General features: G+C 33.7%; 14 protein-coding genes. 2 read left to right on the top strand and 12 right to left on the bottom strand.

Annotated features, from left to right (window positions below; genetic code table 11):
• Positions 1-5 precede the first annotated feature (5 nt).
• The 3 genes from arcD to arcA form a co-directional block, all read right to left on the bottom strand.
• The gene (gene arcD / locus LFT63_RS08760; protein WP_017637761.1) at positions 6-1436 is read right to left on the bottom strand and encodes an arginine-ornithine antiporter; all 1431 of its coding nucleotides are present in this window, start codon (positions 1434-1436) and stop codon (positions 6-8) included.
• Between the two features lie 108 nt (positions 1437-1544).
• Positions 1545-2552 (bottom strand): ornithine carbamoyltransferase, encoded by a 1008-nt coding sequence (gene argF / locus LFT63_RS08755; RefSeq protein ID WP_017637760.1) that lies wholly within the window; start codon positions 2550-2552, stop codon positions 1545-1547.
• A 52-nt stretch (positions 2553-2604) separates the two neighbouring features.
• Positions 2605-3840, bottom strand: a complete 1236-nt coding sequence (gene arcA, locus LFT63_RS08750; protein ID WP_029056721.1) for an arginine deiminase — start codon at positions 3838-3840, stop codon at positions 2605-2607.
• 418 nt (positions 3841-4258) lie between these two features.
• Here arcA and LFT63_RS08745 point away from each other — a divergent pair, with 418 nt between their 5' ends.
• On the top strand, positions 4259-4732 hold the full coding sequence (locus LFT63_RS08745; protein WP_029056722.1) for an arginine repressor: 474 nt from the start codon (positions 4259-4261) through the stop codon (positions 4730-4732).
• Between the two features lie 74 nt (positions 4733-4806).
• Here the strand turns inward: LFT63_RS08745 and gtfB are convergent, their stop codons facing one another.
• From gtfB to LFT63_RS08705, 8 genes are all read right to left on the bottom strand, one after another.
• Positions 4807-6147, bottom strand: a complete 1341-nt coding sequence (gene gtfB / locus LFT63_RS08740; protein ID WP_029056723.1) for an accessory Sec system glycosylation chaperone GtfB — start codon at positions 6145-6147, stop codon at positions 4807-4809.
• Positions 6140-7657: an accessory Sec system glycosyltransferase GtfA gene (gene gtfA, locus LFT63_RS08735; RefSeq protein ID WP_029056724.1), complete on the bottom strand. Its 1518-nt coding sequence runs from the start codon at positions 7655-7657 to the stop codon at positions 6140-6142. The genes gtfB and gtfA overlap by 8 nt, the downstream gene beginning before the upstream one ends.
• Before the next feature lie 15 nt (positions 7658-7672).
• Positions 7673-10063, bottom strand: a complete 2391-nt coding sequence (gene secA2, locus LFT63_RS08730) for an accessory Sec system translocase SecA2 (protein WP_340768764.1) — start codon at positions 10061-10063, stop codon at positions 7673-7675.
• A gap of 35 nt (positions 10064-10098) precedes the next feature.
• Entirely contained in the window at positions 10099-10680 is a 582-nt protein-coding gene (gene asp3, locus LFT63_RS08725; protein ID WP_017637754.1) for an accessory Sec system protein Asp3, read from the bottom strand.
• Entirely contained in the window at positions 10670-12238 is a 1569-nt protein-coding gene (asp2, locus tag LFT63_RS08720) for an accessory Sec system protein Asp2 (protein WP_037555839.1), read from the bottom strand. The genes asp3 and asp2 overlap by 11 nt, the downstream gene beginning before the upstream one ends.
• Complete coding sequence (asp1, locus tag LFT63_RS08715) at positions 12238-13788, bottom strand: accessory Sec system protein Asp1 (RefSeq protein ID WP_029056727.1); 1551 nt, start codon at positions 13786-13788, stop codon at positions 12238-12240. The genes asp2 and asp1 overlap by 1 nt, the downstream gene beginning before the upstream one ends.
• Before the next feature lie 10 nt (positions 13789-13798).
• Positions 13799-15007 carry an accessory Sec system protein translocase subunit SecY2 gene (gene secY2 / locus LFT63_RS08710; RefSeq protein WP_340769028.1) on the bottom strand — a complete coding sequence of 403 codons (1209 nt, stop codon included), beginning with the start codon at positions 15005-15007 and terminating at the stop codon, positions 13799-13801.
• 118 nt (positions 15008-15125) lie between these two features.
• Positions 15126-21581 (bottom strand): lectin-like domain-containing protein, encoded by a 6456-nt coding sequence (locus LFT63_RS08705; RefSeq protein ID WP_340768760.1) that lies wholly within the window; start codon positions 21579-21581, stop codon positions 15126-15128.
• Between the two features lie 566 nt (positions 21582-22147).
• Here LFT63_RS08705 and LFT63_RS08700 point away from each other — a divergent pair.
• Positions 22148-22711 carry a PepSY domain-containing protein gene (locus LFT63_RS08700; RefSeq protein ID WP_117239421.1) on the top strand — a complete coding sequence of 188 codons (564 nt, stop codon included), beginning with the start codon at positions 22148-22150 and terminating at the stop codon, positions 22709-22711.
• Positions 22712-22795: 84 nt separating this feature from the next.
• Here the strand turns inward: LFT63_RS08700 and LFT63_RS08695 are convergent, their stop codons facing one another.
• A complete protein-coding gene (locus LFT63_RS08695) occupies positions 22796-23152 on the bottom strand; it encodes a DoxX family protein (RefSeq protein WP_029056731.1) in 357 nt (118 codons plus the stop codon).
• Positions 23153-23207: the final 55 nt, after the last annotated feature.

The raw sequence follows: 23207 nt of genomic DNA, 5'->3' as shown, positions 1-23207 counted from the left end.
CTTACTTAGAATACATCTACGGCACCAGTTATTAATCTGATAATACCGATGATTGCTAGAATTGTGATTAATACAAAGAATATATAATCTAATTTTGTTAAAGGTTTTTTATTATTTTTTTGAACGGTTTGGTAAACGAACAGTCCTGGGATATAGAGCAACATGGTTAATAATAAGTAGTCTATTCCCGCAGCATAAATCAACCAAATCGCATAAATAGAAGATATAATACCGATTACCCATTGTTTTGTTGTAGCACGATCCTTAGTTAAGTATGTGTATTTAACTTGATAGAAAGCACTAAACATATATGGTATAAGAATGGCACTAGATGCCAATGAAAAGGCAAATTGATATGCACTTTCTGTAAACAACATACTGATTAAGAAAATTTGTACTAGTATATTTGTGATTAATAAAGAGTTAACAGGTGCTTTATTTTTGTTTTCCTTAGCAAACCATTTAGGAAATAGTCCATCTTTGGCAACTACAAATGGTAACTCTCCAGCTAATAATGTCCATCCTAGCCATGCACCTAGAACTGAAATAATTAATCCTATATTGACTAGCACAGATCCCCAATGTCCGACAATATGTTCTAATACTGCTGCCATTGATGGGTTAGATAACTCAGAAATGTGGTTTTGTTGTATAACACCTTGTGCTAGTACTGTCATTAAGAAATAGATGACTAATACTGAAATTAAGCCAATAACGGTAGCAGTACCAACGTCTTTTTTACTTTTAGCACGACTTGAAAAGACAACCGCACCTTCTATACCTGTGAAGACCCATACAGTTACAAGCATGGTACTTTTCACTTGGCCTAAAGTATCACCCCAACTGAACATACCAGTATCTCCAGATGTCATACCGAATAAACCTGCTTTAAATGTGTCAAAGTTGAAGACTGCTATCATACATACAATGACAAGTAAGATAGGGATTAATTTAGCTACAGTAACAATACTATTGATAAAGGCAGCTGTTTCTACTCCTTTTAAAATAAGGTAATGAACACCCCATAATAAGACAGAAGCTACGATAATACTTGGGAGTGTATTTCCGCCTTTGAAAATAGGGAAGAAGTTACCGACTGCTGACATTAATAATGTGGCATAAGCAACGTTACCTAGAAATGCTGCAAACCAATAGCCCCAAGCACTTGAAAATCCAATAAAATCACCGAACCCAGCTTGTGCATAACTATAAATACCACCATCTAAATCTTGTCTTTCATTTGTTAGATTTTGAAAGACAAAGGCTAGGGAAATCATACCAATTGCAGTAATGATCCAACCGATAATAATAGCTAAACCACCTGCTTGGTTACCCATGTCAGAGATAATGTTAAATGCACCGCCACCAATCATTGAACCAATGACGAGGCCAATCAAGGAGGTTTTACTTAGTTTATTTGTATCTGATTCGCTCATGTGTCATTTCTCCTTTGAATAATTAAGCAGGTTCAGTTAGTGATACGTATTTGGATGTATAGTGATATGAGGATATCTTAACTAAACCTGCATGTACTTTTTTGCTAACTATCCAAGCGTAGCAGCCATTACAGCTTTAATGGTATGCATACGGTTTTCAGCTTGATCAAATACTTTAGAATGTTTACTTCTAAAGATTTCATCAGTGACTTCCATTTCAGATAAACCATAGTCATCTTTAATTTGTTGACCGTAAGTTGTATTTGTATCATGGAAAGCTGGTAAACAATGTAAGAATATAGTACTGTCTTTACCAGTTTTATCGAACATTGCTTTATTGACTTGATAATCTTTTAATAAGTTAATACGTGATTCAAATTCACTTTCTTCACCCATAGATACCCATACATCTGTATAGATAACGTCTGCATCTTTAACGCCTTCATCAATATTATCTGTAATTGTTACAGAACCTCCGTCTTGTTTAGCACGTCTCTCAGCAATATCAACGTAGTCTTGAGAAGGGAAGAGTTCTTTTGGTGAGCAAATAGTTACATCTACACCTAGCATTGGACCTGCTACTAATAGTGAGTTTGCTACATTATTACGTCCGTCACCGACATATGTTAATTTAATTCCATCTAAATGACCGAAGTTTTCTTTAACTGTCATATAGTCTGCTAACATTTGAGTTGGATGCCATGCGTCAGTTAAACCATTCCAAACAGGGACGCCAGAATATTTTGCTAAATCTTCTACCATATCTTGTGAGAAACCACGGAATTCAATACCGTCGAACATTCTACCTAATACTTTGGCAGTATCTTCAACTGATTCTTTTTTACCTAATTGAATATCATTTTTTCCTAAAAATTCTGGATGTGCACCTAGGTCGATTGATGCTACAGTGAATGCTGCACGAGTACGTGTAGAATTTTTTTCAAATAGAAGTGCAATATTTTTGCCGTCTAAATATCGATGTTGAATACCTTGTTTCTTATAATCTTTTAAAGTAATTGCAAAGTCGATTAAATCGCTAAATTCTTTCTTAGTAAAATCGTCTTCTTTTAATAAATGTCTACCTTTTAAGTTAAGTGGTTGTTGAATTTCTGACATGATTCATTCCTCATTTCTTTAAAAGTTTAGTAAGTCGTTTATATTGGTTTGGTTAAATGTCTTCTCTATAAAGTGGTTGGCTCATACATCTTGGGCCTCCACGTCCTCGAACTAGTTCACTACCAGTAATTTCGATTACTTTAATACCTTTGTCTCGTAATAATTGATTAGATACATAGTTTCTGTCATATGTGACAACTACACCTGGGCGAATAGTTAACGTATTAGAACCATCGTTCCATTGCTCACGTGCGCCATCAATAACATCTCCATTACCAGTTGGAATAAATTCAATATTATCGATGTTTAATGCATTTTCTAATGTTTCTTTTAATTTGCTAGAATGTGAGATTTTAATATCTTTGCCTTGTTCATCTTTTTCAATTGTAAAGATGTTCATATTATCTTCTTCTTTGAAAATAGCGGCATGCATTGTAAATTTGTCATAATCAATCATTGTAAATACAGTGTCTAAGTGCATGAATGTACGACTATTTGGAATTTCGATAGCAAGTACTTTTGTAAATGTAGATTTGTCATCAAACAAAATTTGTCTAGATAATCGTTCAATAGCTTGTGCAGAAGTACGTTCTGAAATACCTATTGCAAGGACATCTTTAGACAAGATTAATTCATCGCCACCTTCAATGTTGAAAGGAGAGTTTCTATCTAACCAGACAGGTACATCATCGTTTTTGAATCGAGGATGATATTTCAAGATGTATGTCATAAAGATAGATTCACGACGACGTGCTCGCCAGTACATACGGTTAATTGTCATTCCTCTACCAACAGAAGCTTGAGGGTCTCTTGTGAAGTAAAGGTTTGGCATTGGATCTAGATAGAAAGGATAACGATCATCCATGTATTCTACTAGGTGGTTTGTTTCAAGTTGAATTTCTTCTTTACGTACACCAGCCATTACCTTTTCTACGAGTTCTTTATCATTCAAGCTAGCGAATAATTCTTTGATTTCATTCTCATGGCCAAGTACCGTCTTTTGAGATTCTTTTAAAATATCGTCAATGAATTGTTCACGTACAGATTTATCTGCGATTGCTTCAGCAGCTAAATCTTCTAAATAGACAACTTCAACACCTTCGTCTTTTAATACTTGTGCAAAACGGTCGTGTTCTTCTTGAGCAACTTTCAAATAAGGAATATCGTCAAATAACAATCCACTTAGATGATCAGGTACTAAATTCTCAAGTTCTTTACCTGGTCGTTTAAGTAATACCGTTTTTAATTTGCCGATTTCACTGTTTACGTGGATAGGTCCTGTTTCCATTGTTATTTCCTCCTTTGATTTAATACACCTAGAGTATAAAGCGCTTTCAAGTAATAGTTTGAGAAAAAATTCACAAATTTAATGTCTAAAACTTCATATAAAATATTTATTCAATGCAATATGATGATAAATTATGCATTATTTACGCATAAAACCTATATGTACATGTATATTCGATTAATATTATATAGAGTAATTAATATAATATTATTTTTTATTCGTTTGAATGTATTTATAGTCATGAGAGAGTAATTAATTATGCATTTTAATAAACATTTTCAATATTGTTATAAAAAAGTTTATAATAAATGTTAATTATGAGAAAAACTTCACATATCATTGAAGGGAAATTTGTTATGGTAATTGTGACGTATTTTGTCTGTATTTTATAAAATATGCAGATAAAGGAGTATAAAATATGAAAAAAAGTAAACGATTAGATTTAATATCAACAATCGTTAAAGACAATGACATTCATTCGAAAGCTGAAATTGTAGATTATATCGATAAACATTTTGGTATTAAATATAGTGTGGCAACGATTGGAAGAGATTTAAATGAGTTGAAAATCTATAAAATGCCTTCTGCCAATAATGAGCGTTATTATCGTAAATTTAATGATAATGCTCAAAATGAAGCAAAAACAAAACTTATTAACTTATATAAAGAAGAAATTGAGAAGGTAACGATTAAAGATAATTATCTTATCATTAAAACGTCTCCCGGATTTGCACAAAGTGTGAATTTTTATATTGATCAAATGAAATTAAATGAAGTGTTAGGAACAGTGGGAGGCAATGATACAATACTCATCTTAGTTGAATCAACAGAACTTGCAGCGTTTGTTCATTATCAATTATTTGGAGAGACGTATAATAATGATATTATTTAAAATGAATAAGTATACAAAAAGCCATTTCTATTTTTAATTCAAATAGAAGTGGCTTTTCGCATATTTATTAGAATTTATTCATGTAATGCAAGATGCATTGTGTTGGTAAAATCTTTTACTGTTGATTGGTTTGCATGTCTCGCTTGATATGCAAGATGCTGATCAAAGTGTTGTTTATTCGAAGTGATATCAGTTAATACATGGTTTAATGTTTCCACATCAGTCAAAGTGAATATATTTTCTGGTGCAATAAATGTATGTTGATGTATCACTTCGTCCCAAGCAAAGATGACATGTTGATGATGGAAAGCACGTGTAACAGCATTTTCAATTTCATTTCCTTGATTAATATCAAGATAAATATCACATCGTTGATATAGTGCTTCAAAAATATTTTTTGTAGCTGCCGGATATAGATGTACGTGATGATATTGGTCGAATGCCATTAATTTGGAAGACATCTCAGTCACAGCAGCAATGTGAAATTGTATATTTGGATGTGTAATAATTAAAGTCTCAAGTTGTGGAATATCATCAGAATTTGTCAGAATTAACGCATGATTTGAATATTGATTAGTTTTATTAAAATCATACAAATAACCAGATTGAAATACGCTTAAAGCTTGTTCTTGATTAAGTTGCGAAACGATAGTGTCATATTCTTTATAGTCAGGAATCATGACAGAGAATACACGTTGCAATGTATTATCAAGTAAGGACAACATATTTCCTGGGACATGGCCTTGACTATTTTCTTGCCAGAACAAGATACCTCTACCAGCTGTATTCATATGATGTAATACTAAGAAAGGTGTAGATAGTGAATTAATAATAATATCTGATAAATCGACTTGAATTTGTTGTAGATAGTATGTGATAAATTCGACTTTTGAAGCGAAGAAATGAGATTGACCTTGCCAATCTAAAACATAATCTCCAGTAACAAAGTTCTCATAAATCACTTCTTTACCTTCTCTTGTTAAATATTTCTTCAATATTGCTTTTTCTGCTAAATCATAAATCGTTTCCGCAAATTTAAAGCCATTCTTTGTATAATGATCTTCTGAACGTAGACGCCCTTTATCATCTAGCCATCTTACCCGACTAACAATCCTTGTCTTAAAGTGTGGACGATAAACGATTTCACCTCTAATATGACCCATATCTTTAATTTGAGCTGATTGACCATCACCGTTAATTTCCCAAAATGGGGGAACACTCACTTCGTTAAAGAATTTAGGACGATCATTATCATGAAGTTGATTAGCCGCAAAGAATTGATATGGGGATGTGACTTCATCAGGTAAGAATCCATCATCTTCGATACAAATAGTAAAATGTTGATTACCCGATAATTCTAATGTTTGGTGTAATAATTGTGTTGGTTGATTATAGTATTCAAATAAATTAATCATATAGCACCTCGTCGACTAAATGTTGCCATCTTTTAATCATTTCATTGGTCTCAAATGGCGTAGCAATATCATATGATTTCTGATGAGGGTCTTTGGGACCATTTTTAAAGTATTGAACTATTTTAGCAGCCATACGATCAGTAATCTCCTCAATGGACTCGTCTTTAGACGGTTTGTCTAGTAAGTAACCATTTTGACCATCTGCAATGAAAGTTGGATTTCCATAATTAACATTAAATCCAATCATACCTAATCCAGAACCAACAGCTTCCATAAGTGTTAATCCAAATCCTTCACTTTGTGAAGCAGATACAAATAATTCATATTGTGAATAAATGTCATCAAGATTAACGTGACCTCGTAAGTGAATAAAATCTTCAGCATGATAATCATGTATGATTTCTTGAATTTTATCACTTTCAGGACCATGACCATATATATCAAATTCCAATTGTGGAAAAGATTGTTTCGCTTTAATAACTGCGAGTGCAATCCAATCCACATGCTTTTCAGATGCTAATCGGGAAGCGGTTAGTATTGAGTATGGTTTACGATGTCCGTTCGGTAAACTTAATTGATTGAGACTTCCGACAGGTATTGTTCTGATACGAGGGCGGTCTGCAGTATAGTGACGAAACTGTTCAGACAATATTTGATTTTGTAGGTCTGTAGCAACGACATAGAAATCAATGTACTTTGCATTGGTAAATTGATATTCATAATAGTTATTCCATAATATATTAGTATCATCTGTGATATTATCACTGAAATGTTCAGCATGTATGACGACACCCACACGACTTTGACCTTTATTTTGTAGGACAGCTTGTCCAATATCAGTGGCTCGGTCTAATATTACTATATCTTGATTAGTTAAATTTAGTTGTTGAATAAAATAAGCAACAAAGGATTCTTTACTATAAAAACGTGCATCTTTAAATATATAAGAACGCGCATCGCCATCTATGATTTCTTGATAAGCAATAGTGCCATTTTCATTATAGAATTGTCGCATATATAGTTTCGCATAGTTGTCATAAGGTGCGTAGTATTCAGAAAAGACACGCACATAGCTATAGAAATCTTTGCGAATAAGCATACCATTAACTACAAATTCAGCACGATCAACATAAGGTTTATTTGCATTTTTCATATAACAAGTCACAAAAGTTTGTGATTGATGATCTAAATAAAGACGTTGGATTTTACCTTGAGCATCTACTTCAATTCGTGTAATGGTATTTCCAATATCATGTTTGAGCTGTTCTAAAGTATACGTCGTAGGGGCGATTGGAATATCTGTAAAATATTGATACATCCAAATAACTTCGCTATCTTTAAATCCTAAATTTTGTGTTAACGTTTGTATGTTTTCTGATGAAATAAAGTCTAAAAATATGAATTTTGCATCATCTTTTAAGTGGCGAAGCATTTTGGCACGATAACTTTGGGCATATTCAACACCACTACTCGCCCAACCTATACCAAAGTTGATATTATATATTGTCATCAATAGACCTCCTTTCTATGGGAAATGAATTGTTAAGTCATTATTTTTTTGTTGATCGATTATACTTAAACATAAGTTTCTAATAATTCTATGTTTAATGATATCTTCCATTTGTTTGAATGAATCTAAGGCTACTTTGTGATATTCAAAAATGGAATTTCGCTGACCTTTTTGACGTTGATTTACGTTTGATTTTAATTGTTGTAAGTAATCTACTTGCTCTATCCATGCAGAATCTATCGCTTTGAGTACTGATTTTCTAAGAAATTGTTGGAATAACTCCTCATCATTTATCTTATTTTTATTTAGTATTAGTTGGTGGTTAAATTGAGAAATTAATAAGTCGATAATGGCTTCATAATCATGGTTGTGAATTTCAAAATCATCTTTATTAAAGCTAAAACTTAAGTTTTTATAAATATATTTGGTGATGTCGTTTTCAGTTATATTTTTATAATTTTTAAAGTGATGATTGAATACGTCTCGTGCAATACTGTCATAGTCTAATGTATCTAAATGTTCACTTTCTAATATGCGATTACGTTCGCTATAAATTAACTGACGTTGTGTACTAATACTTTTCTCAAATTCATTTGCAGCTTCACGTGCTTTCATTCCTTCTTCTTCAGAAATGCGTTGAGCCTTTTTAACGATGCGCTTGATTTTGTTATTAAAAGTAGGGCTATCAGATAGATAGTCTGTATCTTGTTTCATTAATGTTGGATTGTCTTTTAATTTTGAATCACTCCAACGTTGTACTAGGTAATCATCTAAAGAGATAAAAATTTGTGATTGTCCTGGGTCACCTTGTCGTCCAGCACGTCCTCTTAATTGTCTATCTACACGACTATTTTCCATATGTTCATTAATTAATACGGTTAGACCACCAAGAGCATGTACGTCTTTTGAAAGTTTGATATCAGTACCTCTACCAGCCATACTTGTTGCAACGGTTACCGCACTTAATTGACCTGCTTCAGCAATCATTTGTGCTTCACGAGCAACGTTTTGTGCAATTAATAGGTTATTTGGAATATGACGACTAAATAATTCAGTTGAAAAGTATTCTGCTGCCTCTGCAGTTCGTGTAATCAGAAGGACAGGTCGTTGTTCTTTATGATAATTAATCACTTCTTCTAATATGGCATCATTTTTAATGTCTTCATTAACAAATACTCTATCAACCAAGTCTTCTCTTATAACTGGTCTGGAAGTTGGAATTTGGATAACAATTTTTGAATATAAATCGAAAAATTCTTTTTCAGCTAGTTTCCCAGTTGCTGTCATCCCTGAAAATCGTTGAAACTGCATAAACAGATTTTGGAAGGTGATAGTTGCCATGACACTCATATCATCTGAAATATCTAAGTTTTCTTTTGCTTCTAATGCTTGATTGAGTCCGACTTGCATTTTTGTACCTGGTAGCATACGACCTGTTATACGGTCGATCAGCATAATTTCGCCATCCATAACAATATAATCTAGATTAATATCAAACAGGTATTTAGCACGTAAGGAAAGGTTAATATTCCTTACTAAATCTAAATATGGACCTCCATATATATTTGGTACATTAAAGTAAGTATTTGCTTTTTCAATGCCTTCTTCAGTTAACCAAATTTCACGTTTGGTCTTTTTCATTTTAAAGTCTTTATCTTCTTCAAGTGTTGCGACGAATGCTTTAACTATTTCGAATAGGTTAGATTGAACTCTTGGTGCACCAGAGATGACTAGTGGTGTTTGAGCTGCATCTAATATGATTGAATCTACTTCATCAATGATGCCAAAGTATAATTCAGGTAAAAATTTACTTTCTTTAGTATCTGCTAAGTTATCGATTAAATAATCAAACCCTAAATTTCCGTTGGTAGTATAAATAATATCATGGTTATATAACGCTTGTTTCTCTTGGTTAGATATAGGACCTTGAGGATTCTCTATAAATCCCAATGATGCAGTGAGACCTAACCATTCATACAACGGTTTCATTTCTAAATAGTCACGTTTTGCTAAGTAATCATTAGTTGTAATAAGAAAAACAGAATTGCCTGATAAGGCGTTTAAGTATAAAGGCATGGTAGCCGTTAATGTTTTACCTTCACCAGTTTGCATTTCAGAAATATTGCCCTGGTGCATCACAATGGCACCTAATACTTGGACGTCTTTATGATACATACCTAATACACGTTGTGAAGCTTCACGTATAACGGCATAGGCTTCTGGTAATAAATCATCGAGTGTATTCTGTTTACTATTTAAACGCTGTTTAAAATCTAGTGTTTTTTGTTGTAATTGGCTGTCAGTGAGTTGCTTCATTTCTTCACTATAGTTATTGATTTGATTCAACAATTTGTATAGTTTTTTTAGTCTAATATGGTTAATGGCGGTATTTACATTGAGATTCATAGTTATCCTCCTTTCATTTAGTGATATTGCGAAGATTAATTATAATCACTATTCATACGAGTATGTCGCATAATTTGATTGACCAATGTCACGTTTTGATGTGATTGTGAAGTCTGATTGTCATTGTTATTATCATTAATATTTTCTTGAGGTTCCTTTGGAGAATCACTCATCTCGGTTGCATGGTCTAATTCGGTTAATATAATATTTTTAAATTTAAGATGATGACATGCTGCGTTCATAAGTCGAATGTCATAACTATATGCTTCATTAGGATATTTAAATTCACTTTCATCTTCTTTGATAATGACTTGTTCAAGTTGAGTGCCATTCTTTAAATAAAAAGTCACAATAACATACACACTATGCTCAGGAACTGCTGCGATATTTAACGAAATATGATAATGATAGCCCCTTTTTAACATGGGAAGTTTAGGCGGATGTCCATCTTTATCAAATAACGTTGAAGGTTCCCATAAATTGATTTGCAATCCTGAGGGCATCAATTGGTTCTCATAATATGTGTAATTATCATGGAATTGTATTATAGCGCCGTGTTGATAAGTATGACGTGTTACTTTTCGCCATCTTACTTCTAATCTTTGATTATTCTGCATGACTGTCTCTCCCAAAATGATCTTTAAGTAATATATGGTAAAAGTTCATAAACCAATTAACTACGGTAGGTGTGTCATCATTATGTCGTCCTGGCACAGCTTTATTCATTAAATGAACATTCTGTTGACTGAATATAGGTAACAAGTCTTCAAACGCAGATTGATCATAGTCATCGTTTTCCATATAAGTGATTGCAATAGTTGTATCACTAATATGACTATTGGAAAAAACGTTCCAAAATTTATTATCTAATTGTTTTATATGATTTATTTCATTTGAGTCAGACAATTGATAGTTAGATGATAGGGCGATATCTAAAGAAGTTTCGAAATCATTAGGTCGCAATAACTTCATATTTTCCGCAATTGTACCAACATTGACTAATGGTTTTCCGACATTAATACCTTTAGGATTTAACTGTGCACCATAATATAAAGCGCCAAAAGAACCCATGGATAATCCTGATAAGATTAAATCACTTTTATTGAAACCGAGTTGATTTAATGTATCGTTAATGACTTGTTTTATACCATTTTCATAAGTTTCAGATCCTAAATAGAATGCGCCACCTTGAATACGTGGATCACTGACTAATAAGAAGGGTGCACCTAGTTGTTGCATTAGGTAGAAAGCTTCAAACCCCTCTGCTTCACGATAACCACTAAAATAAACATTAAGCGGTGGCTTAAAATCACCAGGATTAAAGTAATAAAAGAATTCTTCTCGCTTTTCATCAACAAAACGTTCGCTACCTAGAAGGAGATGACCAAATTCAATATGTGACAGACGTTTATGAACTGCACCAATATGAATAGTGCCATTGCCTTTCGCTTTGACGGACGTTGAAATATATGCAGAGTACGGTCGACGTCTTAAATAAAGTGGTTCCTTAAGTTCCTCTTCACTCAGCACAAATGTTTCAAGTATACCTTCTTCTGGATTAAATGATACTAGTCTGAAAGTATACTCTAATGTTACGTCGCCTTCAGTATGAAATTCTGGCCATACTTCTATGACTTTATCTTTATCATAAATAAGATTTTGTTGCCAATTAAGAATAGGTATGAAATGGTCACCAAAATCACCTTGGAATTGTATTTCTTTATTTCCAAAGTAAGTCACATTTATATGTTTGGGCGAAAACACATGGGTAAGAGCAGGACTAACCTTATCCCCATATTGTCCAGGAAATGAAATCGACAATAGTTTATCGTGTAATTCATCAGTTGTATTGTAATGAATAGGGCGGATAAGATATTTTTGTACTAAATCTAATTCTTCATATCCACTTGGCCAATAAATTTCATCTACAAGCGTATTATAAGGACGACTAACAATGTTAATTAAGTTAGCTAAATGATCAGTTAAATTGGTTTGGATAAAGACTAGATCGAATTGTCCATTCTCTTCAACAATTTCCTCAATACTTTCAATATAGTTACTTTCAAATTCGAACAACTTCGGATCAAAGTAATCCCAAGATACTTCTGGACTATGGTTAAATAAATGTTCTAAATCAGAACCACCAATTTGTAATGCTTTAAATTTTCGTGGCATTATTTCTCACCTTCTAAAAATCGATCAAGTTGTTGGATAATATGACCAGATCCTAAGTCATTAATCATATTAGTGTTATAAGTGTAAGCGTGATTCCAATGCTTTAATGTACTTAAAAAGTAATCTAATGCAAATGGAACATCATCATATTGATGAATGATATAGCCATTTTCAAGATGTATGACATAACTACCTTGATGAATATTGATTTGAGGAATTCTAACACTGATACTTGAAATTTGTAAGTATAAATTAGGTTCATCACTTAAATCTATCACAATTCTTAGACGTGATAATAGTTTAATCAAATCCTCTTCAAATGGGACTGATTGAATTTGAATCAGTTCTTCAAATTCCTCAGGTTCTTTTGCTTGTACTAATTCTGATTTGGCAAGGTCATTGTTATCAGATTCATTATAGCTTTCGTTAACATCATTAATTAAATTCAATAACCATTGCTCAAGTTGCGTAGCATCCTTTTTAGTTAAAATGATTAATCTGTATGATGTATGGCGTTTAAGATACGTAATTATATGATGTAATACGTTTTGTAAATCATTATCATTCATGTCATCTATCCAAAGACCAATGTAAGTTTTATTTAGTTGACTACTAAGATTGGATAATGTTTGAGTATCGAAAGGGGTGAGTCTTAATATTTCAGGACTTAATGATTGATTCGTAATTAGATTTTTCAATGCTTTTTCATTTTCTTTAGTATCAACAATCCATTTATTACTGTGAGCCATAGTTTGAATAAAGGATTCATCAATTGTATGATTTCGTTTATTAAAAACGGAATAACATACACGAACGTCAGGTCTGATAGTGTTGAATATTTTATTATGCAAAGTATTTGATGCGACAATAAGTTGATCGTTCGAATTCATTTCATCATTACAGTATGCATTAAAACGTTCTTCGATTAACTCAACCATTGATGGATAGGAATTTGAATTGAACTTATATTGGTGGTTGGACATAACTTCAACATGGTTTGTTTCGAGATTCTCGCGTAGAATCACGTCACCAGAAGCGGTTAGATAATCTTGAAATGCCTCTTTACCTTCTGAGTAATAACGTATAGCACTTAAATAACCACGTTCATCGAATATATATCTGCGTACACGTATACTGTTTTCATAATCATCTACTACTATTAGATAGCCATCTTGATTGAAATAAATGCGAGATTCATAGTTATCTTTCATAGCTTGTATTAAATAAGGTGAATAAAAGAATTCTGTATTCTCAGGCCACTCTAAATCTTCAAATTGAAATGATCGAGATGGTAGTTGATCGAAATCTTGAATCTCATCAAATAGTGACCAAACATTCGCTTCATATAAATCATATTTATGCAAAAATAAACGCAAATTTGGGTTAAAACTTAAATGTAAAAGTTTGAAAGGTTCGTCGTTTTTTTCGTGCATAGACATTAAACTAATAGAATCATCAAATTCAATCATTGCACTTTTTAAGTAAAATGGCTGGTTAAGATTACGCCACCATTTATCTCCGTTGTACCAAGCTGGAACAAAATATTTCATACCTTACTCCTTACCAATATTTGTTTAAAAATGATTTGTATTTATCAAAATATAAATATGTTCGTATTGTTTCTACAATATTAATCGTAATGTAAATCAAAATAATAAATTGAGTGAATATCGAAATTTGTGCTGAAATACCAGATATAAAAATCGAACTAATTAAAGGTAAACTAATAATGAATCCAATGACAAATGCACCAATTGCACTAATTCGCTTAGCTCTATGATTTAAATAATGTTGGGTCATTTTACCAGGATAAATACCTTCAAAATAGTAACCACTTTTCTGGAAATCTTTAGCTATACGTTTCACATTTAACATCATTCTTGATAAACAATAATTTAAAACAATGAGCATCACAATGAAAATAATAACGCCTAATGGATTATCCAATTCCAAAAATGAAGGACGATATTTAGCATTACCCGTTATCCATCTACCAGCTAAATGGACTAATACGCCTACTAAGAAAAATAATGAAAAGTTAAACATGATTGAGATACTTCCAGCGGGATTTAACTTCCAAGAAACGTAAGTATCTTTTTGAGAAGTACTAATATTCATAATATCTTTATAAATCATGTGATATTCAATTAACTCTATAAATAATAAAAGTACAAGTACGACAAAAAGCATAATGCCACCTATGATTATAGTTATTCCATCAATATGCTCGAATTGTTTATTTTGAAAAATAGATTTAATAATACTTGCTAGTACAATAGGCGTCGGCCCAGCAATTCCATAAACTGTATTTTGATCAGCTAACCATACAAGTAACATTGTTCCTGTTAATAGGATAAGTAACAATAAAGCAAAGTTTGCATGATATATCATACCTTTATTAATATACTCGCTTAAAATGAAATAGCCTTGGATAATGGCTAATAAAATAGTGAAAAAGCGTTCTTTGTAACTACGTTCTAGTCGAGTTTGTTTTTGACCTTTTTCAATATCTCTATAAGAGAGTAAAGTCATGATAATCATTGTAGTTAACCATGGACTTAAACCTAATGAGAATAGATTTAGAGTTGTAATATCGCCACCAACATTTGAAATGGCTAGATTCAGAAAACCTTGTGAATGTGGTGATGATTTCATGTCAGCAATTTTAATATTACTGCCCAATATGTATATGAAAATAATCATTAGGGTGAAAAGAATCCGTTTATATAAAATTTTATATTCAATATTTTTAATGTTTTTGAAGTTCATCTTATTTCCCATAATAATCCTCTTCTTAAAATGATTATAAAGAGGCAAAAGCGCTCATTATTTAGTAGTCATTAAAGTACTTTGAAATAATAATGCTTTCGCCTCTATTTTATTTTACTTAGTTATTTTTATCTTCTTTACGATCTTTTTTATCTTTTCTAGATTTTCTAAATATAGCAAGACCAAAAATCAATGACAATAGTCCAGATAATAATCCTTTAGATTGGTTATCATTTTCACCAGTATCAGGTAATGCTTCTGAATCATCTTTAGTATTGTGATGTTGTGTTTCAGATGATTGGTGTGTTGGATCAATGATATTTGCCTCACTAGATGATGTACTCATGCTTGATGAGTTAGATTGAGATGTACTGTCTGATGTTGATGTACTCATACTTTGACTTTGAGATGTAGATGCACTTTCACTTGGTCTAATAGACGAAGATGTTGATGTGCTACTACTAGTTGAGTTACTACCACTCATTGAATGACTGAATGAGTCACTATGACTTGGTGTTTCAGACGTACTATGGCTATTGCTTGCTGATCTACTATCGCTAGTTGAATCACTATGACTTGTTGGTTCAGACGTAGACGTACTAGCACTTGTTGAATCACTGAATGAAGTACTATTTGTATGGCTTTGTGACTGACTTATAGATGTTGATGTTGAAGTACTATCAGACGTTGAAGTGCTTGCACTATCGCTTATAGACGTGCTCGTACTATCACTCGTAGATGTACTGTCAGAGATCGAAGTACTTGTACTAGCAGAGTCGCTTATGGAAGTACTCATACTATTAGATGTGGAAGTACTATCTGAAACAGAAGTGCTTGTACTGTCGCTATTAGACGTACTTGTGCTGATAGATGAGCTTTCACTTATAGACATACTAGTTGAAGTACTAGAACTATCAGAAAGTGACGTACTTGTGCTAGTTGAGCCACTTAGAGAAGTGCTCGTGCTGCCAGAAAGCGATGTACTTGTGCTAGTAGAACCACTCAATGAAGTACTAGTGCTATCAGAAAGTGACGTACTTGTACTAGTAGAATCGCTCAATGACGTGCTTGTACTGTCAGAAAGTGACGTGCTCGTGCTAGTAGAACCGCTTAGAGAAGTGCTCGTGCTATCAGACGTTGAAGTACTTGCACTTGTAGAACCACTCAATGACGTGCTTGTACTGTCAGAAAGTGACGTACTCATACTAGTTGAGCCACTTAGAGAAGTGCTCGTGCTCTCTGATGTTGAAGTACTTGCACTTGTAGAACCGCTCAATGACGTGCTCGTACTGTCAGAAAGTGACGTACTCATGCTAGTAGAACCGCTTAATGACGTGCTTGTACTATCCGAAGTAGAAATACTTGTACTAGTCGAACCACTCAATGACGTGCTCGTACTGTCAGAAAGTGATGTGCTCGTACTAGTCGAACCGCTTAATGACGTGCTTGTACTATCCGAAGTAGAAGTACTTGTACTAGATGACTCACTTAACGAAGTGCTTGTACTATCAGAAAGTGACGTACTCGTGCTAGCTGAACCACTCAATGACGTACTAGAACTGTCAGAAAGTGACGTGCTCGTACTAGATGATTCACTTAACGAAGTGCTCGTACTATCAGAAAGTGACGTACTCGTGCTAGTCGAACCACTCAATGACGTACTTGTACTATCCGAAGTAGAGGCACTATCACTAGATGAGTCGCTCAATGACGTACTAGAACTGTCAGAAAGTGACGTGCTCGTACTAGATGATTCACTTAGAGAAGTGCTTGTACTATCAGAAAGTGATGTACTCGTGCTAGTCGAACCACTCAATGACGTACTTGTACTATCCGAAGTAGAGGCACTGTCACTAGATGATTCACTCAATGACGTACTAGAACTGTCAGAAAGTGACGTGCTCGTACTAGTCGAACCACTTAGAGAAGTGCTTGTACTATCAGAAAGTGACGTACTCGTGCTAGCAGAACTGCTTAATGAAGTACTTGTACTATCTGAAGTAGAGGCACTATCACTAGAAGACTCACTCAATGACGTACTAGAACTATCAGAAAGCGACGTACTCGTACTAGTTGAACCACTTAGAGAAGTGCTAGAACTGTCAGAAAGTGACGTACTCGTGCTAGTCGAACTGCTTAATGAAATACTTGTACTATCTGAAGTAGAGGCACTATCACTAGAAGACTCACTCAATGACGTACTAGAACTATCAGAAAGCGACGTACTCGTACTAGTTGAACCACTTAGAGAAGTGCTAGAACTGTCAGAAAGTGACGTACTCGTACTAGATGAACCACTCAATGATGTACTAGTACTACCTGAAGTAGAAGTACTTACACTATTAGATAATGAAGAACTTATGCTAGATGATTCACTCATTGATTCGTTCGTACTAGTAGAAAGAGACGTTTGTGTACTAGCTGAGTCACTTGTCGATGTGCTTGCACTGTCTGAAAGTGACGTAGAAGTACTCATGCTAGATGAATCACTCACAGAGGTACTCGTACTAGCAGAAATAGACATACTAGTAGAATTACTTACAGACGTACTTGCACTATCAGATGTCGAAGTGCTTGTACTAGCAGAATCACTCAATGACGTACTAGAACTATCAGAGAGTGACGTAGAAGTACTAGTAGAATCACTTAGAGAAGTACTTGTGCTATCAGACGTAGACGTACTTGTACTAGATGAGTCACTCGTAGACGTGCTTGCACTGTCAGAAAGCGACGTAGAAGTACTCATACTAGATGAATCACTTACAGACGTGCTCGTGCTGTCAGAGACAGAAGTACTAGCAGAATCACTTAGAGAAGTACTTGTACTATCGGACGTCGATGTACTTGTACTAGTAGAGTCACTTGTCGACGTGCTTGCACTATCAGAGAGTGATGTTGATGTACTAGTCGAATCACTTAGTGAAGCACTTGTACTATCAGACGTAGAAGTACTTGTACTAGTAGAGTCACTTGTCGACGTGCTTGCACTATCAGAAAGCGAAGTAGATGTACTAGTACTAGTTGATTCACTTACAGAAGTGCTCGTGCTATCGGAGACAGAAGTACTCAATGAATCACTTGTCGACGTGCTTGCGCTATCCGAAGTGGAAGTACTTGTACTAGTAGAGTCACTTGTCGATGTGCTTGCACTGTCAGAAAGTGATGTAGAAGTACTCGTACTAGATGAATCACTTACAGAAGTGCTCGTGCTATCTGAAACAGAAGTACTCAATGAATCACTTAGTGAAGCACTTGTGCTATCCGAAGTGGAAGTACTAGTACTAGACGAATCGCTAGTCGACGTGCTTGCACTATCAGAAAGCGATGTAGAAGTACTAGTACTATTTGAATCACTCACAGACGTACTCGTGCTGTCAGAAACAGAAGTACTCAATGAATCACTTAGTGAAGTACTTGCACTATCCGACGTAGACGTACTAGTACTAGTAGAATCACTCATAGATGTACTAGAACTATCAGAAAGTGATGTCGAAGTACTAGTACTAGATGAATCACTTACAGAAGTGCTCGTGCTATCTGAAACAGAAGTACTCAATGAATCACTTAGTGAAGCACTAGCACTATCAGAAGTTGAAGCACTCGCGCTATCCGACATAGAAGTACTAGAACTTTGAGATTCACTTACAGAAGTGCTTGTGCTATCAGAAGCTGACATGCTGTTACTTACTGATTGGCTATCAGACATGGACGCACTAGTACTTTGTGAGTCACTTAGTGAAGCACTTGTACTACCAGAAGTTGAAGCGCTAATAGAATCGCTTAATGACGCACTTGCACTATTAGAAACTGACATGCTATTACTTACTGATTGACTATCAGACAAGGATGCACTAGTACTTTGTGAGTTACTTAGTGACGCACTTGTACTACCAGAAGTTGAAGCACTCGTAGAATTACTTATAGATGCACTAGTACTATTTGATGACGAAATACTATTACTATTAGATGTACTATTTGAAGTACTTGTACTATCAACTGTTGAAGTACTTTGTGAGTTAGAAATAGAATCACTTTCTGCATTTCTTCCAATATTCCAAGTAAATGTTTTAGTAGTTGTATTATTACTAGCATCTTTAGATGTAACTGTTACAGTATAGTCACCCATTGTAGTAGGTGTGCCACTAACTGTTTTAGTTGTAGGATCATAAGTTAAACCTGGTGGTAATCCAGTTACAGTATCAGTTGTTGAACCACTGTTGTCACTTGTATCAATTGTTACGTTATTAATAGGTGATAGTACTTGGTTAGATTGATTATTAATATTAATAACCGGATTAGTAGTATCCACTACATTAATGTTAAATGTCGATGTAGACGAATTACCGGCTTGATCAACTGAAGTGACAGTAACAGTATTATTTCCTAATTGTGTAGGAGTTCCAGTAATTGTGTTTGATGCTGAATCATAACTTAATCCAGAAGGTAGACCTGTAACAGTATTTGTAACAGTGCCAGTACCATTATCTGTTGTATTCACTGTAATAGGTGAAATTGGGCTATTAATTTCTTTAGTTTGATTAGACATGTTAATAGTTGGTGCCTGTACATCTTTATAAAAGACAGTTATAGCTTGCCCTGCATTTGTTAATTTAACTGTTTTATTTGTTGCGTTATATGTTGGTGCATATGTACTATCTATATTTACTAATTGATAACCTTTAGCCGTAATCGCGCTTTGTTGATCATCAATAGTGACAGTATTGTCTACGTCTCCAGCCAGTGTTTTAGCTGCAACGATTTCTTTACCAGTATCGGCATCAACATAGTGAACTTGTGCCGTAGCAGTTTCAGTATACGTGAATGAGTCAATTTCAACTTGTTGTAAATTTCGAGCTCCACCAGTAGACGCTGTCATAGATAGCGAGAAGTTAGTATTTTTACTGGCTTTAATCCAATCAGAAATATTTCTAGTCCACGTTTGTCCAGCATATGTTACTGTCATGACTTTCGTATCACCATTATAATCAATGATAAAATCTTGGAAAGTACCATTAGGTTGTGTTGTTAATTTAGCCGCATTAGCAGTTTTTGTATTATCTGTATAAGTTGTTGCTACGCCTGAATTATTTGTTGTTACAAATGCACCGAATGCGCCACCGCCACCTACACTAGCAGGGTCTTTATTAGCTTTGGCAGATGAGTTAGGTTGTGAGGTATTATGATAAGTATCTAACTTAAAGCCGAAAGCATTATTCAAGCCACCAATACCTAAGGCAGCCCCTTCTTTACCAATTTGTCCGAGTGTACCTGGTGAAAAGGCGAAACCGATACCATCGCCACCAGTGACGCCGTCTGGAGAAGTTCCTTCATAACGAGTTCCTAGGTTAACTTTACCTTCAAAATGGAAACTTTTATTTGAGTCAATTTTAGTACCTAGAGATATAGCACCTTTTTGTCCGCCAACATCTGGAGTTAATGTTGCAACACCAGTACTTTGATCGTATGTTGCAGAACCGCTAGTTGTGAAATGATCAGTAAAGTTATCCTTATCAACTACGACCTGTGAAGTTGTAGGTGCAATTGGTGATGCTGTTGTTGCTGCAGCTGCTAAACGATTGACCGCTAATCTACTAAATGCACGTACTTTAGTTGTACTAGTCGATTTACTAGATTCACTAGCAACCGGTGTAGTGACAACACTCTCAGAAGCAGTATGTGTCATTCTTTCATTAATATATGATGTTTTATTCGTAATCGCTTCACTATTTACTGTATTTTGTTTTGGGGATTCACTTGATGTAGCACCTGCAGATGATTGACTGTCGGTATTTTTCGTTGAAGCTTGAGATTGAGAGTCTGGTGAAGTTGATTTAGTTTCACTTGAAGTACTTGTTTTACTTTCATTTGTAGCTGTTTCTGATTTCTGCGATTGTGAATCAGATGAATTATCGTTAGATGATGAAGTAGATTTTGTACTTTGAGAATTTTTTGAATCATTTTTGCTTGCTTCAGAGTTACTATGGTCTGATTGACTAGACTTAGAAGCTTGCTCTGAATCAGAATTCTGTTTGTTAGTTTGATCAGTTTCACTATGTTGTTCAGATTTATTTTCAACGCTTTCACTAGATTGTGTATCTGATTTCTCGCTACTACTAGACGTAGATTGAGTACTATCAGTTGTGTCATTTTTTTCAGAACTTTGTGTTTTTTCTGATGAAACAGATTCACTTTTCGCTGTGTTTTCACTATTGCTTGCATGTTTAAGTTCAGTTGAATTTTGATTTGCGACTGCTTGACTTTGTGTAGAAAGCTCTGAAGTTACAGGTAATTCAGAAGCTGCCATTGCTTGATGATTATGTAACATATTAACTGTAAAAGCGCCACCTGCTATTGTAGAAGCTTTTATAGCATTTCTTTTTACAAAGTTACCTTTTTCTTTACCTTCATCAGAATCTTCCATTGTATGATTGGAAAAGATAGGTAATCCCATGATTCGCATTAATTTAATTTCTTTGATACCTGATTTAATCCAATGTTTCCCAGATTTATATAATTTAACCCGAGATTTTTCGTTTTCTAAACTGTGTTTTAAATTTCTTTGTCTTTTTGACATTGAACCATACTCCTTTAAATGTTGCTGTGTAAGAATGGGTTAGTCTCAATGTAATAATACACTAATATTTAACTTCATATTACGTAACAAATATATCACACTTTGAGATTAAAAAATATTAATATTATTTGGAAAATAAAATTGTTATCCCATTACAACGAATAGAGTGAAATTCAATAAGTTTGTATAATATATTTGTTGTAATACAAGTATAACTATTCACAAATCTATTTCTAAAAAAGTTTTTTGTAGCTATTATTTTTGAAAACATTTAAAAATTTATAAAAATCAAAATAAGTGTAAATGATTTCTGTGAGAGGACACTGAGGTTTGTCTGACGTCAACGTGCTCGTGGTCTAATTTAGAACTAATATTCTAAAATTTTTAAGTACAATCGAAACGTAAAATTCAATAAAAAGCAATGATAAATACTTTAAAATAAGTGAACTACTGTAAACATTTATCTTCAATAAATCTTTACAAAATCTTTACAATTCCTTAATTTAAGTTTTTTTGTATAGAAAGTTGGGGATTAAGAAATATCTAATATAAAGGAGAGACTAACAATGAAACATACAAAAACAATAGCTTTATTATCATCGGCAGCCATTTTATTAGGTGCGTGTGGCAATGGAGGTAGTGATTCAGCTTCAAATAAAAAAGACGAAGGTACAAAAGATACTACTGTAGCAGTAAAAGATATTAAGACAAATCCTGAAGATGCGATTAAAAAAACGCAACAAACATATAAAGGTCAAGATTTAAAAGATATTTCATATGAAAAATCAAATGGCGACTGGGTATACAAAGTTGAACAACAAGACACTAAGAATAACAAAGAATCAGAAGTCATTATTAATGACAAAGATAAAAAGGTAATTCATAAAGAAACTGAAAAAGGCGAATCTAATAATTCTAATGATTCGTTTAAATATAGTGATGTAAAAGATTATAAAGATGCCATTAAATCTGCTCAAAAAGAATTTGACGGTGACGTTAAAGAATGGTCATTATCTAAAGATGATGGAAAATTAGTTTATGATTTCGACCTACAAAAAGGTAAAGAAAAACATGAAATAACAGTCGATGCTAAAACAGGTAAAGTATTAGATAATCAACAAGATGATTAGTATATAATAGAAAATCGTATTTGAAAAAGCAACCTAACGATGTGTTAGGTTGCTTTTCGTGTGTCTGAATATTCTATTTAAAAATTAATATAGTTCTAATAATTTCTTCCAATTATATGAGATCATTACAGCAATACTCATAACTAGAAGTATAATTACAAGTTCTGAAGCCATATAACCTTGTGATAGATGTACCGTAAATAATGCGCCTAGCATAATAACGATAAAACCAGCAGCAACGTAATTTGAAAGTAAACCTATAATCATAAAGATACCACCAATAAATTCAAACAATCCTAATAAAATGCCTAAAAATGCTGGAAAGCCTAAGCCAGCCATCATTTCCATAGGTTCTTTAAATCCACTAAATACCTTTTGTGAACCATGTATTGTAAAAGTGACACCTAACATAAGTCTAATTAATAATAATCCTATTCTCATAGCGTATAACTCCTTTTGTATATTTTATATACCTGATATAACAGTTATATTACAA

It is taken from the genome of Staphylococcus sp. FSL H8-0121, from assembly GCF_038008425.1.
Lineage (GTDB): Bacteria > Bacillota > Bacilli > Staphylococcales > Staphylococcaceae > Staphylococcus > Staphylococcus pasteuri.
The sequence above is the reverse complement of the archived record's forward strand: the minus strand, read 5'-3'. Positions and strand labels throughout refer to the sequence as shown.

Coding starts and splice junctions, on each gene's coding strand:
- LFT63_RS08700 (WP_117239421.1), top strand. CDS start 22,148: ATGAAACATACAAAAACAATAGCTTTATTATCATCGGCAGCCATTTTA.
- argF (WP_017637760.1), bottom strand. CDS start 2,552: ATGTCAGAAATTCAACAACCACTTAACTTAAAAGGTAGACATTTATTA.
- secA2 (WP_340768764.1), bottom strand. CDS start 10,063: ATGAATCTCAATGTAAATACCGCCATTAACCATATTAGACTAAAAAAA.
- secY2 (WP_340769028.1), bottom strand. CDS start 15,007: ATGAACTTCAAAAACATTAAAAATATTGAATATAAAATTTTATATAAA.
- asp3 (WP_017637754.1), bottom strand. CDS start 10,680: ATGCAGAATAATCAAAGATTAGAAGTAAGATGGCGAAAAGTAACACGT.
- gtfB (WP_029056723.1), bottom strand. CDS start 6,147: ATGATTAATTTATTTGAATACTATAATCAACCAACACAATTATTACAC.
- LFT63_RS08695 (WP_029056731.1), bottom strand. CDS start 23,152: ATGAGAATAGGATTATTATTAATTAGACTTATGTTAGGTGTCACTTTT.
- asp1 (WP_029056727.1), bottom strand. CDS start 13,788: ATGAAATATTTTGTTCCAGCTTGGTACAACGGAGATAAATGGTGGCGT.
- arcA (WP_029056721.1), bottom strand. CDS start 3,840: ATGGAAACAGGACCTATCCACGTAAACAGTGAAATCGGCAAATTAAAA.
- arcD (WP_017637761.1), bottom strand. CDS start 1,436: ATGAGCGAATCAGATACAAATAAACTAAGTAAAACCTCCTTGATTGGC.
- LFT63_RS08705 (WP_340768760.1), bottom strand. CDS start 21,581: ATGTCAAAAAGACAAAGAAATTTAAAACACAGTTTAGAAAACGAAAAA.
- gtfA (WP_029056724.1), bottom strand. CDS start 7,657: ATGACAATATATAATATCAACTTTGGTATAGGTTGGGCGAGTAGTGGT.
- asp2 (WP_037555839.1), bottom strand. CDS start 12,238: ATGCCACGAAAATTTAAAGCATTACAAATTGGTGGTTCTGATTTAGAA.
- LFT63_RS08745 (WP_029056722.1), top strand. CDS start 4,259: ATGAAAAAAAGTAAACGATTAGATTTAATATCAACAATCGTTAAAGAC.